18 protein-coding genes are annotated in these 13207 nt (G+C 67.3%); 10 read left to right on the top strand and 8 right to left on the bottom strand.

Annotation, left to right across the window (positions count from 1 at the left end; genetic code table 11):
• The 7 genes from AX709_RS19010 to AX709_RS15800 all read left to right on the top strand — a co-directional run.
• Positions 1-1164, top strand: a 1164-nt coding sequence (locus tag AX709_RS19010) for a hypothetical protein (protein WP_197432044.1), incomplete at its 5' end; no start/stop codon positions are given.
• A 16-nt stretch (positions 1165-1180) separates the two neighbouring features.
• Positions 1181-1654, top strand: a complete 474-nt coding sequence (locus AX709_RS15775) for a hypothetical protein (RefSeq protein ID WP_066550760.1) — start codon at positions 1181-1183, stop codon at positions 1652-1654.
• Positions 1651-2010 carry a hypothetical protein gene (locus AX709_RS15780; RefSeq protein ID WP_066550762.1) on the top strand — a complete coding sequence of 120 codons (360 nt, stop codon included), beginning with the start codon at positions 1651-1653 and terminating at the stop codon, positions 2008-2010. Before AX709_RS15775 ends, AX709_RS15780 begins: the two co-directional genes overlap by 4 nt.
• Positions 2007-2744, top strand: coding sequence for a hypothetical protein (locus tag AX709_RS15785; protein ID WP_066550764.1), 738 nt, complete (start codon positions 2007-2009; stop codon positions 2742-2744). The genes AX709_RS15780 and AX709_RS15785 overlap by 4 nt, the downstream gene beginning before the upstream one ends.
• A 57-nt stretch (positions 2745-2801) precedes the next feature.
• Positions 2802-3440 carry a lysozyme gene (locus AX709_RS15790; RefSeq protein WP_197432045.1) on the top strand — a complete coding sequence of 213 codons (639 nt, stop codon included), beginning with the start codon at positions 2802-2804 and terminating at the stop codon, positions 3438-3440.
• The gene (locus AX709_RS15795) at positions 3437-3928 is read left to right on the top strand and encodes a hypothetical protein (RefSeq protein WP_066550768.1); all 492 of its coding nucleotides are present in this window, start codon (positions 3437-3439) and stop codon (positions 3926-3928) included. The genes AX709_RS15790 and AX709_RS15795 overlap by 4 nt, the downstream gene beginning before the upstream one ends.
• The gene (locus tag AX709_RS15800) at positions 3903-4202 is read left to right on the top strand and encodes a hypothetical protein (RefSeq protein WP_066550771.1); all 300 of its coding nucleotides are present in this window, start codon (positions 3903-3905) and stop codon (positions 4200-4202) included. Before AX709_RS15795 ends, AX709_RS15800 begins: the two co-directional genes overlap by 26 nt.
• Before the next feature lie 147 nt (positions 4203-4349).
• Here AX709_RS15800 and AX709_RS15805 read toward each other — a convergent pair whose 3' ends face one another.
• The 4 genes from AX709_RS15805 to AX709_RS15820 form a co-directional block, all read right to left on the bottom strand.
• Positions 4350-4538, bottom strand: coding sequence for a hypothetical protein (locus AX709_RS15805; RefSeq protein ID WP_156454298.1), 189 nt, complete (start codon positions 4536-4538; stop codon positions 4350-4352).
• A 66-nt stretch (positions 4539-4604) separates the two neighbouring features.
• On the bottom strand, positions 4605-5060 hold the full coding sequence (locus AX709_RS15810) for a cytidine deaminase (RefSeq protein WP_197419084.1): 456 nt from the start codon (positions 5058-5060) through the stop codon (positions 4605-4607).
• A complete protein-coding gene (locus AX709_RS15815; protein ID WP_066550782.1) occupies positions 5057-5752 on the bottom strand; it encodes a glycoside hydrolase family 25 protein in 696 nt (231 codons plus the stop codon). The genes AX709_RS15810 and AX709_RS15815 overlap by 4 nt, the downstream gene beginning before the upstream one ends.
• 5 nt (positions 5753-5757) lie before the next feature.
• Entirely contained in the window at positions 5758-6240 is a 483-nt protein-coding gene (locus AX709_RS15820) for a UPF0262 family protein (RefSeq protein WP_066550801.1), read from the bottom strand.
• 140 nt (positions 6241-6380) lie between these two features.
• Between AX709_RS15820 and AX709_RS15825 the strand changes: the two genes are divergently transcribed.
• Together AX709_RS15825 and AX709_RS15830 are read left to right on the top strand one after the other, a co-directional pair.
• Complete coding sequence (locus AX709_RS15825) at positions 6381-7895, top strand: replicative DNA helicase (RefSeq protein ID WP_066479643.1); 1515 nt, start codon at positions 6381-6383, stop codon at positions 7893-7895.
• A gap of 46 nt (positions 7896-7941) precedes the next feature.
• Positions 7942-8892: a DUF808 domain-containing protein gene (locus AX709_RS15830; RefSeq protein ID WP_066550784.1), complete on the top strand. Its 951-nt coding sequence runs from the start codon at positions 7942-7944 to the stop codon at positions 8890-8892.
• 6 nt (positions 8893-8898) lie between these two features.
• Here AX709_RS15830 and AX709_RS15835 read toward each other — a convergent pair whose 3' ends face one another.
• Together AX709_RS15835 and AX709_RS15840 are read right to left on the bottom strand one after the other, a co-directional pair.
• Positions 8899-9282, bottom strand: coding sequence for a hypothetical protein (locus tag AX709_RS15835; RefSeq protein WP_066550785.1), 384 nt, complete (start codon positions 9280-9282; stop codon positions 8899-8901).
• Positions 9283-9414: 132 nt separating this feature from the next.
• A complete protein-coding gene (locus AX709_RS15840; RefSeq protein ID WP_066550786.1) occupies positions 9415-11493 on the bottom strand; it encodes an NAD(+) synthase in 2079 nt (692 codons plus the stop codon).
• A 145-nt stretch (positions 11494-11638) separates the two neighbouring features.
• Here AX709_RS15840 and AX709_RS15845 point away from each other — a divergent pair, with 145 nt between their 5' ends.
• Complete coding sequence (locus AX709_RS15845; protein WP_082731821.1) at positions 11639-12286, top strand: L,D-transpeptidase family protein; 648 nt, start codon at positions 11639-11641, stop codon at positions 12284-12286.
• Here AX709_RS15845 and AX709_RS15850 read toward each other — a convergent pair.
• Together AX709_RS15850 and AX709_RS15855 are read right to left on the bottom strand one after the other, a co-directional pair.
• Entirely contained in the window at positions 12237-12452 is a 216-nt protein-coding gene (locus AX709_RS15850) for a hypothetical protein (RefSeq protein WP_066550791.1), read from the bottom strand. The genes AX709_RS15845 and AX709_RS15850 overlap by 50 nt on opposite strands.
• A gap of 64 nt (positions 12453-12516) precedes the next feature.
• Positions 12517-13207: N-succinylarginine dihydrolase (locus AX709_RS15855; protein WP_197419083.1), on the bottom strand; the 691-nt coding region annotated here is incomplete at its 5' end.

A 13207-nucleotide genomic window follows, 5' to 3' on the forward strand; every position in this document is an offset into this window, starting at 1 on the left:
CTCGTGGGCTCGGAGATGTGTATAAGAGACAGACTGAATACGGTCCGGACCAGCGCGGCCAATGCCAGGACGAACTGGCAGAATTTCCTGGGCAGTTTGCCGACCTGGCTCAATCCCGACGTCGACACCGACGTCAATGTAGCCCAGGGGCGAACCCTGCTTGTCGCCTATGAAGTGGCGCTGACCGACCTGGCCGAGGCGCTGCGCGTCTACACCGACACGCGGGTCTCGACCCTGCAGCAGCGGGTCAACGCGATCGACAGCGACGGGGTGATCAGCTCGGGCGAGAAGTGGTTCTACGTCCGTGAATGGCGGGCGTTGAACAATAAGTATCAGCGTTACGTGGACCGCTACATCCAGCTCGGCTTTCCGGAGTTGGTGCGGCCGATCCAGGCGGCCGCCTACAACGCGCTCGGTCCCGACAGCGGTGCGCCGGCCACGTCGTTGGGCGGTCGGCTTGGCGCGCTCCCGCCGCCGAGCTGGGACCTGGGCGGAACCGATACGCAGGTGCCCGACCCCCTCGCACTGCGCAATGCCTGGGAGGATGCGGAGAACGCCGTCGACCGCCTGGGCGCGGCGATGATGGCTCAGCCCAATGCCGACAATACCAGCGCGGTCATCAACGGCGGGTCGGTCAACGGCGCGATCGGCGCCGTGGTCAACGCCAATCCCAAGCTGTCGCAGCTCGACGCCAACGGTCGCGGCACGTCGCGTCGCATCAATTCGATGTACACCGTCGGCGGAGCACAGCAGGTCTATATCCCGACGGTGGGCAACACCCAGGTCGGCGGCACGATCGTTGCCGGTGAGCCTGGCAGCCCCATCTGGTCTTACTCGGATGGCGCGACGGCGACGATCCAGATCCTGCCCCACAATCTGATCGACGACGCCGGCACGCTGAGCTTCGGCGGCGGGTTCCTGTTCGGCGCTCCCTTTCGGACGATCTACTGGCCCTATGACGATAGCGGCTATGTCAGTGGCAACCCGACCTACGGCTTCACCACCAACGCAAACAACCTGAATGTGCCTTTTCGACGCATGGTTGGCTCGGTGGTGACGCCGCCCGCAGGCACGCCCGCCGGCTCCGGCGTTTCGGGCGGCGGCGGCGGCGGTGGTGGCATCCGCGAGCGCTACTACGAAAACCAGCTCACCCAGATCCCTTGACGACGGAAGGAAACATATGAGCGAGATCGTGCAGATGTCAGCGTTGCCCGGGGACAGCGTCACCTTGACGCCATTGCCCGACTTTCCCGGCCTTCATCCCATGTGGACCTGGGCCGACGGGCGCGCGCATTACGAGCTGGCCTGGCGGGTCGACACGGGCGAGATCATCCGTGTCCGCTATACACCCGTGGTTGTCGAGCCGGCGATGAACGCCAACATCCCGCTGACGCCGCGATATCTGGACATGTTCGCCAGCGCGTCGCTGGTCGACGAGGACGGCGCGGTGATCCGCATCGGCGGGCGTGGCATGGTGCGACCGGCGATGTCGTTCGGTCAGGCTGTCAATGGCCAGCCGTTCGACCAGAGCGTCTTTCTGGAGAAGATCGCGCGCATCCTCGCCGAGGAGCTGATCCAGTTCCGCGACCAGGTGACGGCAGCCGACATGCTGCTGCCCCCGCTCACGCCGCCCGAGCCGGAGCCTGATCAATGAGCGTCGACGCGGTCACCGCCGCTTACCTCAAGTCCGAGGCGATGTTCGTCACGCGCTCGCCGGGCGCGGGGATCGACTGGGCGGGCAGCGACCGGGTGGGCGAGATCGTCTCGCCGCTCGCGACTCTGGCAGATGCGCAGGCCGAGGCGGATCGCCAGCTCGCCTTCCTGGCATCGCCACGATCGATCGAGCGGATCGAGGTGCCGGGCAACCGCGCCGACCTGCTCGGTCGCGCGGTCACGATCGCGGCCCAGGGCGGCGGCTATGACGCCGGCATCACCGTGTTCGTCATCGGGGTCGAGGAGCTGGCCGAGGTCGATCGCACCGTCCTCACCGTCCTGCGGAGGCTGGCATGAGCGGCGTGCTGATCGTGCCGCCGATCGCGATCGCGGCGATCGCCGTGTCGGCAGGGGCGGACGGTGGCAATCTGCTGACGCCCGATCCGCGCGAGGTGTGGACCGCGCCCGGCTCCGCCACGATCGACATCGACCTGGGCGTCGCGACGGCCATCGACAGCATCTATCTGGGCTATACCGACCTGTCGGCCGCCGCGACCTGGACCATTTCGTCCGCTACCGGCATGGGCGTGGGCCTGGCGGTGATCAGCCCGGCCGCGCCGGCCCGCGCCGCCGATGGCGAGGGATGGCAGCATTGCTTTGTGCGCCTGGCGGCACCGGTCGTGACCCGATATCTGCGCGTCGCGGTGACCTCGGCCGCCGCGTTTCACGCGGGCATCCTGGCGGTCGGCTTGGCCTTCGAAAAGCATCGCGAGCTGGGCGGCGGGCGCGGCCTGATCGACACCGGCGGGCGCACGGACCTGCCCAGCGGCGGTTTCGGCACCGGCTCTGGCGTCACCAAGGCCAGCCTCAGCTTCAGCTTCGTCGATCTGACCGATGGCGAGACCGCGCGGCTGTGGCGCATCGCCAGGGACTTCGGCACGCGGCGGCCACTGGTAGTGGTCGAGGACGCGGACTTGCCGGCTGCGCAAAACGACGCAATCCATTATGGCGTCTTCGCGCGCTTCAGCGACTATGAGCGGCGCGAGGCCAACGCCACCCGCTGGCAGCTCAGCCATGTGGAGTGGGTGTGATGCTCCACCGCCAGCGGCTACCCGGTCCAGGCGCGCGCGGCGGGCATGGCGCGGGGCATGGACGTCACCTCCAAGCCAAGCAGCGCCGGGCGCACGAAGGGCTATTATGCCCGCCTCGTCGCGCTGATGGGCGCGGGGACGGCGGCGGCCTTCACCACCTCCACGCTGATGTGGGAGGGCAATGAATTGGTCGGCTATCGCGATATCGCCGGCATCGCCACCGCGTGCGGCGGGGTCACCGGGCATGGCATCGAGGTCGGCCGCCGTTATACGCCCGCCGAGTGCGACGAGATGAACGCGCGCGAGGCGGTGCGCCATACCGAGGGCGTGCTGGCGTGCACGCCGACTGCCCAGGGCTATCAGCTCCGCGCGTTCGCCGACCTGGCCTATAACGCCGGCATCGGCGGCTTTTGCGGGTCGAGCATCCGGCGGAAGTTCAACGCGGGCCAGCTTGTCGCGGCCTGCCGGGGATTGCTCGCCTGGGACAAGGCGACGTTCGATGCGGCGGGCGCTGCCAACCAGCGCCGGCATGGGCAGACTTGTGAGCCGTCCAGAAGCCGCCCGGGTAAGTTCCTGTGCACGGTGCGCGGCCTGACCCGCCGCCGCACCTACTCCACCGAAGTGTGTCTGACCGGCCTGCTGCCCGACCGCACGCCCGAGAACCTCCACACGCGTCTCCAGGCGGTGCTGCGATGATCGGGAAGCTGCGCGCGATCGCCGGGGCGGCGGGCCTGTTCCGCTACGTCTCGATCGCGCTCGGCATCGCGCTGGTCGGGGTGGCGATCTGGGGCTGGAACGAGCGCAGCCTTCACCACTATTTTCGGACCATCGTCGAACGCACGATCCTGGTGATCCCCGAGGCCGAGCGGCCCAAGCCGGCCGAGCTGCACATCGCGGTCAAGGACATCCTGTCCGATCGCGCCACGGCGCGCGAGGAGAGCCGGCAGCGCGGCGAGCGCATCGACATGCTGTCCGACGCCAATGACCGGCTTAAGGACGAGGGCTTGGAGGCCCGGGCACGCGCCACCCGCAACTGGGAGCTCTACCAGTCCGCCAAGGCCGATCGCGACCGGGTGATCGCGCAATCCCGCCAGGCCGCGACCCGCACCGAGCGCCTTTCCTGCGAGCAGGAGCTGGCCCAGATCGAGGAGGTGATGGATGCGCTGCGCGCTGATGGTTTTTAGCCTGTTGCTGCTCGCCAGCTGCGCGGGTCCGCGCATCGAGGAGCGCATCGTTTACCGCGATGTCTCGGTCCCGGTTCCGGTCGGCTGTGTGGTCAATCGGCCCGAGCCGGTGACCCCGCTCCGCCGCCGCTATTCGGGCCCGCAATGGGCGGCCCTCGCCCCCGGCGCACGTGCCCACGCGCTACGCGCCCAAGGCAACGAGCGATTGAATCACGAGCAGGCCCAGGAGGCCGCCCTGAGCGGCTGCGGGGACGCCCCGGGACCCACCCGCTAAAGGCACCCGACACCGCTCTTTCAACCGTCTATATACCACCCTTCAGCAGCCTTGGCGGCGTCGTGCGCAGGGGGGCTGAAATGGGCCTAATTATTGTCGCGACTTACTGTCGTTTGCGAGCTATTCGCAGCGGGAATTTTTGTCGCGCTACATCGACAGTAAAGGCAGCACGGTAACACTCGCACCGACACGAACACACAGCAGCACGGCGATCGGCAGGGCAACCAGCACGACCGCGATCGTCGCGTGATAGCCGCGGACCGGTACGGGCGGTGCGGGCACCGCGCGCGTGTGCGGATCCGCATGGGCGGAATTGGCCGGGGCCATCGTCGACATGGCCTAGGCTCTAGCGGTTACGGGTTAAGGTCGGCTCTACGACGCCCGCGCGTCAGGCGACCGCTACTACATGCCCAGGCTGGCGGGACCGAAGGCATAGGGCAGCAGGTCGGATAGTCGGTGATGCTCGATCAGGCCCCCCGACAGCCCGGAGCAGTAAATATCCAGCTCGCGATGCCCCATCTGTGCCGCCTCGTTCAGTACCTGACGACATCGGCCGCACGGTCGTACCGGCGTTTCGCCCGCTTCATCGGTCCGCATCATCCCGCCGACAATGCCGACCGCGACGATGTCGTTCAGCCGCCCCTGGCTGTTCGCCGTGGCGCAGGCGACGGTTTCGGCACATAGCGACAGGCCGTAGCTCGCATTCTCGAAATTCGCGGCGCGGATGATTGATCCGTCGGTCAGCAGCAGCGCCGCGCCGACCGCGAAACCCGAATAGGGCGCATGCGCGCGCGTTGCCGCCTCGCGTGCGGCGGCGATCAGGCGGTCGGCGACCGGGTGGTCCGAAATCACGTTCATGGGGCCACCACACTCCATCTGACCGGTCCCGCGACGCCGTCGATCCGGCGCATGTCGCTTGCCTGCCACAATCGCCACGGCCGCGCGAGGTAATCGGGCGCGAACCAGTTGCGCGCAGCCCATAACGGACGGTCGACGGCACGGCTCAGCGCGAAGCGCGCCTCGACCGCGGGCGCGATGCGGATCAGCATCGGCAGCTGCATGTGCCGCTCGGCGATCGCCAGGAAGCGGCGGACATGATTTGCAGCGGCTGCCGGGGTCATCGCGCGCGCGCAGTCGGGGACCTCGTCGATTGCGAGCACGCCCGGCAACGCATCTTCGGTTCGCGGCACCATGCGCAGGTACAGCGCGGCCTGCGCGCCCGCGGGTTCGCACAGCGACAGGACATGTACGGCACCGCGCCGCACATTGCCGTGGGCCAGCGCCGCCCAGTGCGCGGCGAAGCGCCGATCGCGGGTCGCAACGCCCGCGCTCGCCCGGAGATAGACGAAATCGACGCCCTGTGCCGCGACAATCGGCCAGTCGACAGGACCGTCGGTCTCGTCGATCGTCATACCCTGCAGCGCGAAATCGCTCCGGTCCGGTGCCCATCCCGCCGCCAGCGCGCGCGCGCCCGCGATCAGCAGTGCCGCCGCCAGCAACAGCGCGACAACGATCGCGACCTGGCCGCGATAGGATGGGCCGCCCGTCACGTCCGTCAGCCGCGGATGTGGAGGACGCAGATCAGCGTGAACAACCGGCGCGCGGTATCGAAATCGATCGCGATCTTGCCATCCAGCCGCTCGCGCAGCAGCTCGGCCGCTTCGTTGTGGATCGCGCGCCGCGCCATGTCGACGGTCTCGATCTGCATCGGCGTCGCCTGGCGGATCGCCTTGTAATAGCTGTCGCAGATGGCGAAGTAATCACGGATCGGCCGGCGAAACCGGGCCAGCCCGAGCACCAGCGTCTCCAGATGCGCGCCATTGTCGCGCATGATGTCGATGGCCAGCCGCCCTTCCTCGACATGCAGGTGGATGCGATAGGGCCCGGCATAGCCGTCGTCATGCGCGCGCGCCGGCTTGAAATAATTGCCCTCGAGCAGGTCGAAGATCGCGATCCTGCGCTCCTGTTCGATGTCCGCGTTGCGCCACAGGATGGTGCGTTCATCCAGCGAGATGTCGATGATGCGCGGGTCGGACATGACATCGTCAGCGATGGCGGTTTCGCCGCGCCAAATCAACGGGCCAATTCGGCGCGCCGATCGCCTGTCCACAGCTTTACCAACCGCAATCTTGCACCACGGCGCTTGAGGTGCGTCGCCCCGTCTGAAAGAGAGGGGGGATGGCGCGTGACGATTCCCCTTCGACCCCTGGCGGCGATCCCGTTCGCCTGCCCCAGAATGTCGAGGCGGAGGCCGCGCTGCTCGGCGCGATGATGATCGACAACCGCCTGGCCGACGACATGATCGAGGAGCTGGAGCCCGATCATTTCTTTGAACCCGTGCACGGCCGAATTTTCGAGAAGATCGCGCGGCTGCGCCAGTCGGACATGCTGGCGACCCCGGTGACGTTGCGCCCGTTGTTTGTCGACGATGCCGGCATGGCGCAATTGGGCGGCCCGGCCTATCTCGCCCAGCTGACCGGCAGCGGCGCGGCGCTGATCGGCGCGCGCCAGTTCGCGCGGCAGATTCGCGACCTCGCCATGCTGCGCGCGCTGATTACCGTCGGTCGCGGCCTGGTCGAAAAGGCGATGGATACCAGCGAGGCGGTCGATCCCGCCGCGCAGATCAAGGAAGCCGAGGAAGCGCTGTTTTCGGTGGCGGGCGACGCCGGGTCGGCCAACACGGTCAAGAGCTTTGCCGAGGCGACCAAGCTGGCGGTCAAGATGGCCGACCGCGCGCTCAATTCGGGCGGCAATCTGTCGGGCATCACCACGGGGCTGGAAAGCGTCAACGCGCGCACCGGCGGGATGCAGCGGTCCGACCTGATCATCCTCGCCGGGCGTCCCGGCATGGGCAAGACCTCGCTCGCCACCAACATCGCGTTCAATGCCGCGCGGCGCTGGATGGACGATCAGAAGCTGGGCATCGGCAAGGATCGGTCGCCTGGCGCCAAGGTCGCGTTCTTCAGCCTGGAAATGTCGGCCGACCAGCTCGCGACCCGTATCCTCGCCGAACAATCGGGGATCAGTTCCGAAGCGCTGCGCATGGGCAAGATCAGCAAGGCCGAGTTCACGCGCCTGGCCGACGCCGCCGCCGACCTCGAGCAACTACCGCTCTATATCGACGATACTGCCGGGCTGACGATCAGCGGGCTGCACACGCGCGTCCGCCGCCTGCAATCGCGGCTCAATTTCGAGCTGGGGCTGGTCGTCGTCGACTATCTCCAGCTGCTGCAGGGCAGCGGGCGCAACTCGGGCGACAATCGCGTCCAGGAAATCTCTGAAATTTCGCGCGGGTTGAAGACGCTGGCCAAGGATCTGAACGTGCCGGTGATCGCGCTGTCGCAGCTCAGCCGCGCGGTGGAGCAGCGCGAGGACAAGCGGCCGCAGCTTTCCGACCTGCGCGAATCCGGTTCGATCGAACAGGACGCCGACATCGTGCTGTTCGTCTATCGCGAGGATTATTACGTCGCCGCCAAGGAGCCGAAGCGGCCACGCGAGGGGGACGATGCGCGAATCTTCGAGGATCACGCGCAATGGGCGCAGGATATGGAGCGCGTCTTCGGCCTGGCCGAGCTGATCATCGCCAAGCAGCGCCATGGTGCGACGGGCAAGGTGACGCTGAAGTTCGAGCCTCAGATCACGCGGTTCAGCGATTATGTCGGCGACGGTTTCGCGGGGGGCATAGGCGACTGATTTCGCCCTCGTGCGTTGAGCGCCGGCCGAAAAGGGGAATACAGCAATGCCGGGTGGTTTGATCGCACTGCTTGACGATGTCGCCGCGCTGACCAAGCTCGCGGCGTCCTCGCTCGACGACGTTGCGGCGGCGGCGGGGCGTGCGGGCACCAAATCGGCGGGGGTCGTCATCGATGACGCGGCGGTCACGCCCAGCTATGTCGTCGGCCTGTCGCCCGATCGCGAAGTGCCGATCATCGCGAAGATCGCGGTGGGGTCGCTGCGCAACAAGCTGCTATTCATCCTGCCCGTCGCGCTGGCGCTCAGCGCGCTGGCACCGTGGCTGATCACCCCGATCCTGATGCTCGGCGGGACCTATCTGTGTTTTGAAGGGGCGGAAAAGGTCTGGGAGAAGCTGTCGGGTGCGCATCATGCCGATGACGTGATCGAGATCACCGATCCCAAGGCGCTCGAAGCGCGCCAGGTCGGCGGGGCCATCCGAACCGACTTCATCCTGTCGGCGGAGATCATGGCGATCGCGCTCGCCGACCTGACCGGCCGCAGCATCGGGACCCAGGCGGCGGTGCTCGCGCTGGTCGGGATCGGCATTACCATCGCGGTCTACGGCGTCGTTGCGCTGATCGTGAAGATGGACGATTTCGGCCTCTATCTGGCCAAGCGCCCGGGCGGTACCGCGCAGATGCTGGGCCGCTGGCTGGTGCGCGGGATGCCGGCGCTGCTCCGCGCGCTCAGCCTGATCGGTACCGCCGCGATGGTGTGGGTCGGCGGCGGCATCATCATCCACGGGCTGGCGGCATTCGGCTTTGCGACGATCGAGCACATCGTGCACGACGCGGCGGTGGCGGTCGGCCATGCCGTGCCGGCGATCGGCGGGATCCTCGAATGGCTGGTCACGGCGATCGGCTCGGCAATCGTCGGGCTGTCGGTGGGTGCAATCGTCGTCCTGGTCGTGTCGCGCTTTCACCGCGACGGACATGGCGAGGCGCGGGTCGCCTGAGCGCGGTCAGCCGAAGGGCAGGCGGTGCCGGATCGGCTCGGGGTCGAGCATGATGCGGATGTCGCGGATCAGCCCTGACGTGTGGCGGACGATGATCGCGCACGGAATGGTGCCGAGCCCGCCATGTTCGGCGTGGAACGTGAACTCGGTTTCGACCAGCAGCGTGTCGGCGCACGACCAATAGTCGAGGAAACTCCCGCCCACCGATTCGAGCGCGTCGAACAGACGCATCAATTGGCGCAGCGAAGCGATCTTCTCCACGGCGGGGGCACGGTTGCCGATGCGCAGATGGCAATCGTCACCCATCAGGACCGCCCAGCCGTTATGGTCGGGATGCTCCAGCAAGGCCGCGAGCGTCTGGCGGATAATATCGTCGTCGGCCCTGGTCACTGCGCCTCCGACTCGATGTGATAAGCTGACCCGCTATACCACCCCGCCGGTTTTGCCGGTGTCGCGTAACTGCTTGAAAGGCGCGACACTTGCGATGTTGTGGCACCGCCGGCGCCGCATCGCACGAATTCGTCAGTCGCGTGGCGGCAGACCCGCGCGCAGCTCGTCCAGCCACGTGGTCGCCACGCTGTCCGACGGCGCGCGCCAGTCGCCACGCGGGCTCAGCCCCCCGCCGGCCGAAACCTTGGGACCGTTGGGCATTGCCGAACGCTTGAACTGGCTCGTCTGAAAGAAGCGTTTGAGGAACCGTTCGAGCCACATCGCGATTTCGCCCAGATCATGGCCGATCCGGCGGGCATCGGGATAATCGGGCGGCCATTCGCCCGCCGCCGCATCGCGCCAGGCATGCCACGCGAGGAACGCGATCTTCGACGGCTTGAGCCCCTGGCGCACGACATGGTGAAGGAAGAAGTCGTTGAGCGGGAAGGGGCCGATCAGCGCCTCGGTCCGCTGGATCACGCCGTCCGCGCCTGCGGGCACCAGCTCGGGCGAAATCTCGGTCGCCAGGATCGCGTCGAGCACGCGATCGGTGTCGGCGTCGAACTGGCCGGTCCGGATACACCACCGGATCAGGAACTGGATCAGCGTCTTGGGCACGCCGCAATTCACCGCGTAATGGCTCATCTGGTCGCCGACGCCATAGGTGCACCAGCCCAGCGCCAGCTCGGACAGGTCGCCGGTGCCGACCACCAGCCCTTCGCGCTGATTGGCGATGCGGAACAGATAATCGGTGCGCAGCCCCGCCTGGACATTTTCGAACGTCACGTCATGCACCGGCTCGCCGGCGGCAAAGGGGTGGCCCAGATCGCCGAGCATCTGGCGCGCGGCGGGGCGGATGTCGATTTCGGCGCCCGTGATCCCCAGTGCGCTCATCAGCGCCCACGCATTGGCGCGGGTCGCCTCGCCCGTCGCGAATCCGGGCATGGTGAAGCCCAGAATGTCGGTGCGCGGCCGGTTCAGCCGGTCGAACGCCTTGGCCGCGACGATCAGCGCATGAGTCGAATCCAGCCCGCCCGAAATGCCGATCACCAGCCGCTTGACGCCGCTTGCGACGACGCGCTGGCGCAATCCCTCCACCTGGACGTTGAACGCCTCATAGCTGTCGGCGTCGAGCGTCACCGGATCGTCGGGAACGAACGGAAAGCGCGCGATCGCCCGGATTACGCCGCGATCGGCGAACTCCGGCCGGTGACCGAAGGTGATGCGCCGAAATCGCTGTTCCGGATGACCCCTGGCGGCGGCGCAGTCGTTGAACGTGCCCGTCCGCATCCGCTCCAGCCTCAGGCGCTCGACATCGACATCGGCGAGCAGCAACTCGCACGCGACATCGAACCGCTCGGACGAGGCGATCTGTTCGCCCAGTTCGTGCACCATCCCCTGGCCGTCCCAGGCGAGATCGGTGGTGCTTTCGCCGGGTCCCGACGCCGAATAGACATAGGCGGACATCGTCCGTGCCGATTGCGCGGCGCACAGCAGCGCGCGCTCGCGCGCCTTGCCGATCAGGATGTTGGACGCCGACAGGTTGCACAGGATGAGCGCGCCGGCCAGCGCCCCCTCGGTCGAGGGCGGCAGCGGTGCCCAGTAATCCTCGCAGATCTCGGCGTGAAACACGAAGTCGTCGAGGTCCCCGGCGGCAAAGATCAGGTCGGTGCCGAATGGTGCCCGCTGGCCCGCCACTTCGATATCCAGGCCGACGAGCCCCATTCCCGACGCGAAATACCGCTTCTCGTAATATTCACGGTAATTGGGCAGGTAGGTTTTGGGGACGACCCCCAGCACGCGCCCGCGCGAAACCGCGACCGCGCAGTTGTAAAGTCGCCCGTTGCGCCGCAGCGCCGCGCCAAGCAGCAGCACCGGGGCCAGATCGCGGCTGGCGGCGATGACCTCGGCGAGTGCTTGCTCACTGGCTGTGCAGATCGCGTCCTGCAGGTGCAGGTCGTCGAGCGCATAGCCGGTCAGGTTGAGCTCGGGATAGACCAGCAGGTCGGCATGGGCGTCGTGCCCCTGCCGCGCGAGATCGATCGCGGTGCGCGCATTATATGCTGGGTCCGCGACCTGGCTGAGTGGGGTGCAGGCAGCGACGCGGATCAGGCCCTGCGCCTGGCCGGCGTAGAAGCGGTGCGGAGCGGCGGCTGGGGCGGGACCGGTCATGCGCCGCAGGCTTAAGCCGTTCCGCCGCGCAACGCCACACCCGGCGGCACCTGATCGATCGCGGTGCCGATCTTGAACGCAATGCGTTGAAACGGTTCCGCGCCCCGGTGCATTCCGCTATTCGTGCAGGCGACAGGAGGGTGCGTTGACCCATCTCAGGACGATTGCGGCGGGCCTTGCGGCTGCGCTGACATTGGCGACGGCTACGGTGGCGGATGCCCAGCAAGTCTCCGGGTTGGACGTCGAACGCGCGGCGATATCGATGCGCCCCGGACAGTCCTTCTGGTCAGCCGACCGTGGTGACCCGCGCCAGCCGGTGCGGATCGTGGTCAGCCTGCCGATGCAGCAATTGTTCGTCTATCGCGGCCGGGCGCTGATCGGCGCGTCGACCATCTCGTCGGGCACCCGCGCCAAGCCGACCCCGGTCGGCGAGTTCACCATTCTGCAGAAACGGCCTTTCCACCGTTCCAACCTCTACAGCGACGCGCCGATGCCGTTCATGCAGCGGCTGACCTGGGACGGCATCGCGCTTCATGGCGGTGACCTGCCCGGCTATCCTGCGTCGCACGGCTGCATTCGCCTGCCCACGGATTTCGCGCGCGAGCTGTTCGCGCTGACCGGATTGGGTGCCGAAGTCGCGGTGCTCAGCCGCGCGGTGCCCTATCCGGCGTTCCGGCCCCAGCTGGCCGCGCCAGTGCTGAACGTCGCGCCCGACCTGCTCTCCGACGACAGCCTTGCCTGGGTCAGCCTTCCTCGCTTTCGAGTGAATGGAGGATCCGCGCGCCGGCCATGAACACCGCCACCGGGCACAGTGCGAACAGCATCCAGCCGCCGAAGCCTGGGTATTGCTGGAGGTAATGCACGCCGCGCTCCGTCGCCCCCAGGCTCAGGCCGTAAATCACGGCAAAGGCCTCGAACTTGGTCTTGATGACGAACAGACGCGCGAACTTGGTAAACATGCCGTTAGTAAAGCAAGCCCCGGACCACTCGCGGCAATCCGCGAGTCGTCGTCGAGCGCCCCGTTCAATCTGTCAAAAGTTCCGACAACTCCATGGCGCTGAGCAGGGCATGACGCGCCGATTCGATCTGCAGGATCAGCTCAGGATCGGCGATCTGGTCGGGCGCGATTTCTTCGGGCCAGCGCGCGGCGACGATCTCGGCGATGCGATCGAGCCGTGCCTCGTCGACGATGAAGCGCGGATCGACCCGCTCTGGATCGGCGACGACGCGCAGGCGCAGACAGGCGGGCCCGCCGCCATTCGCCATCGACTGGCGAACGTCGACGACCTCCAGCCGCCGGATCGAGCCGTTGCCCGCGACATGCTCCTGCAACCAGTCCCAGACGGCGGGCGTGTCGCGTGCCTCGGTCGGCAGGATCAGCGCCATCCCGCCATCGCCGGGCAGCGTCACCAGCTGGGCATTGAACAGATAGGAGCTGATCGCGTCGGCCAGGCTGACCCGAGCGGCCGGCACCTCGACGATCTCGACCTCGGGCATGCGCGCGCGCAGCTCGGCATGGGTGCCCAGCCGGTCGGCAAAGGCGAATTCGTGCGTGAACAGCACCGGACCGTTGGCGACCGCCACCACGTCGTTGTGGAATGCGCCCGCCGCGATCGCGATCGTCGACTGTTCGACGAACAGGCAGCGTTCGGGCGACAGCCCGTGGCGCCGCGCGATCGCCTCGCTGGCATCGCGCGACTGGCGGGCGGGGAAG

It is taken from the genome of Sphingomonas sp. CCH15-F11, from assembly GCF_001557005.1.
Classification (GTDB): Bacteria; Pseudomonadota; Alphaproteobacteria; order Sphingomonadales; family Sphingomonadaceae; genus Sphingomonas.

Excerpts from the sequence above, each read along its gene's own strand:
- AX709_RS15825 (WP_066479643.1), top strand. The coding sequence starts at position 6,381 with ATGGCGCGTGACGATTCCCCTTCGACCCCTGGCGGCGATCCCGTTCGC.
- AX709_RS15810 (WP_197419084.1), bottom strand. The coding sequence starts at position 5,060 with ATGAACGTGATTTCGGACCACCCGGTCGCCGACCGCCTGATCGCCGCC.
- AX709_RS15795 (WP_066550768.1), top strand. The coding sequence starts at position 3,437 with ATGATCGGGAAGCTGCGCGCGATCGCCGGGGCGGCGGGCCTGTTCCGC.
- AX709_RS15830 (WP_066550784.1), top strand. The coding sequence starts at position 7,942 with ATGCCGGGTGGTTTGATCGCACTGCTTGACGATGTCGCCGCGCTGACC.
- AX709_RS15820 (WP_066550801.1), bottom strand. The coding sequence starts at position 6,240 with ATGTCCGACCCGCGCATCATCGACATCTCGCTGGATGAACGCACCATC.
- AX709_RS15840 (WP_066550786.1), bottom strand. The coding sequence starts at position 11,493 with ATGACCGGTCCCGCCCCAGCCGCCGCTCCGCACCGCTTCTACGCCGGC.
- AX709_RS15790 (WP_197432045.1), top strand. The coding sequence starts at position 2,802 with ATGGACGTCACCTCCAAGCCAAGCAGCGCCGGGCGCACGAAGGGCTAT.
- AX709_RS15850 (WP_066550791.1), bottom strand. The coding sequence starts at position 12,452 with ATGTTTACCAAGTTCGCGCGTCTGTTCGTCATCAAGACCAAGTTCGAG.
- AX709_RS15785 (WP_066550764.1), top strand. The coding sequence starts at position 2,007 with ATGAGCGGCGTGCTGATCGTGCCGCCGATCGCGATCGCGGCGATCGCC.
- AX709_RS15775 (WP_066550760.1), top strand. The coding sequence starts at position 1,181 with ATGAGCGAGATCGTGCAGATGTCAGCGTTGCCCGGGGACAGCGTCACC.
- AX709_RS15800 (WP_066550771.1), top strand. The coding sequence starts at position 3,903 with ATGCGCTGCGCGCTGATGGTTTTTAGCCTGTTGCTGCTCGCCAGCTGC.
- AX709_RS15780 (WP_066550762.1), top strand. The coding sequence starts at position 1,651 with ATGAGCGTCGACGCGGTCACCGCCGCTTACCTCAAGTCCGAGGCGATG.
- AX709_RS15805 (WP_156454298.1), bottom strand. The coding sequence starts at position 4,538 with ATGTCGACGATGGCCCCGGCCAATTCCGCCCATGCGGATCCGCACACG.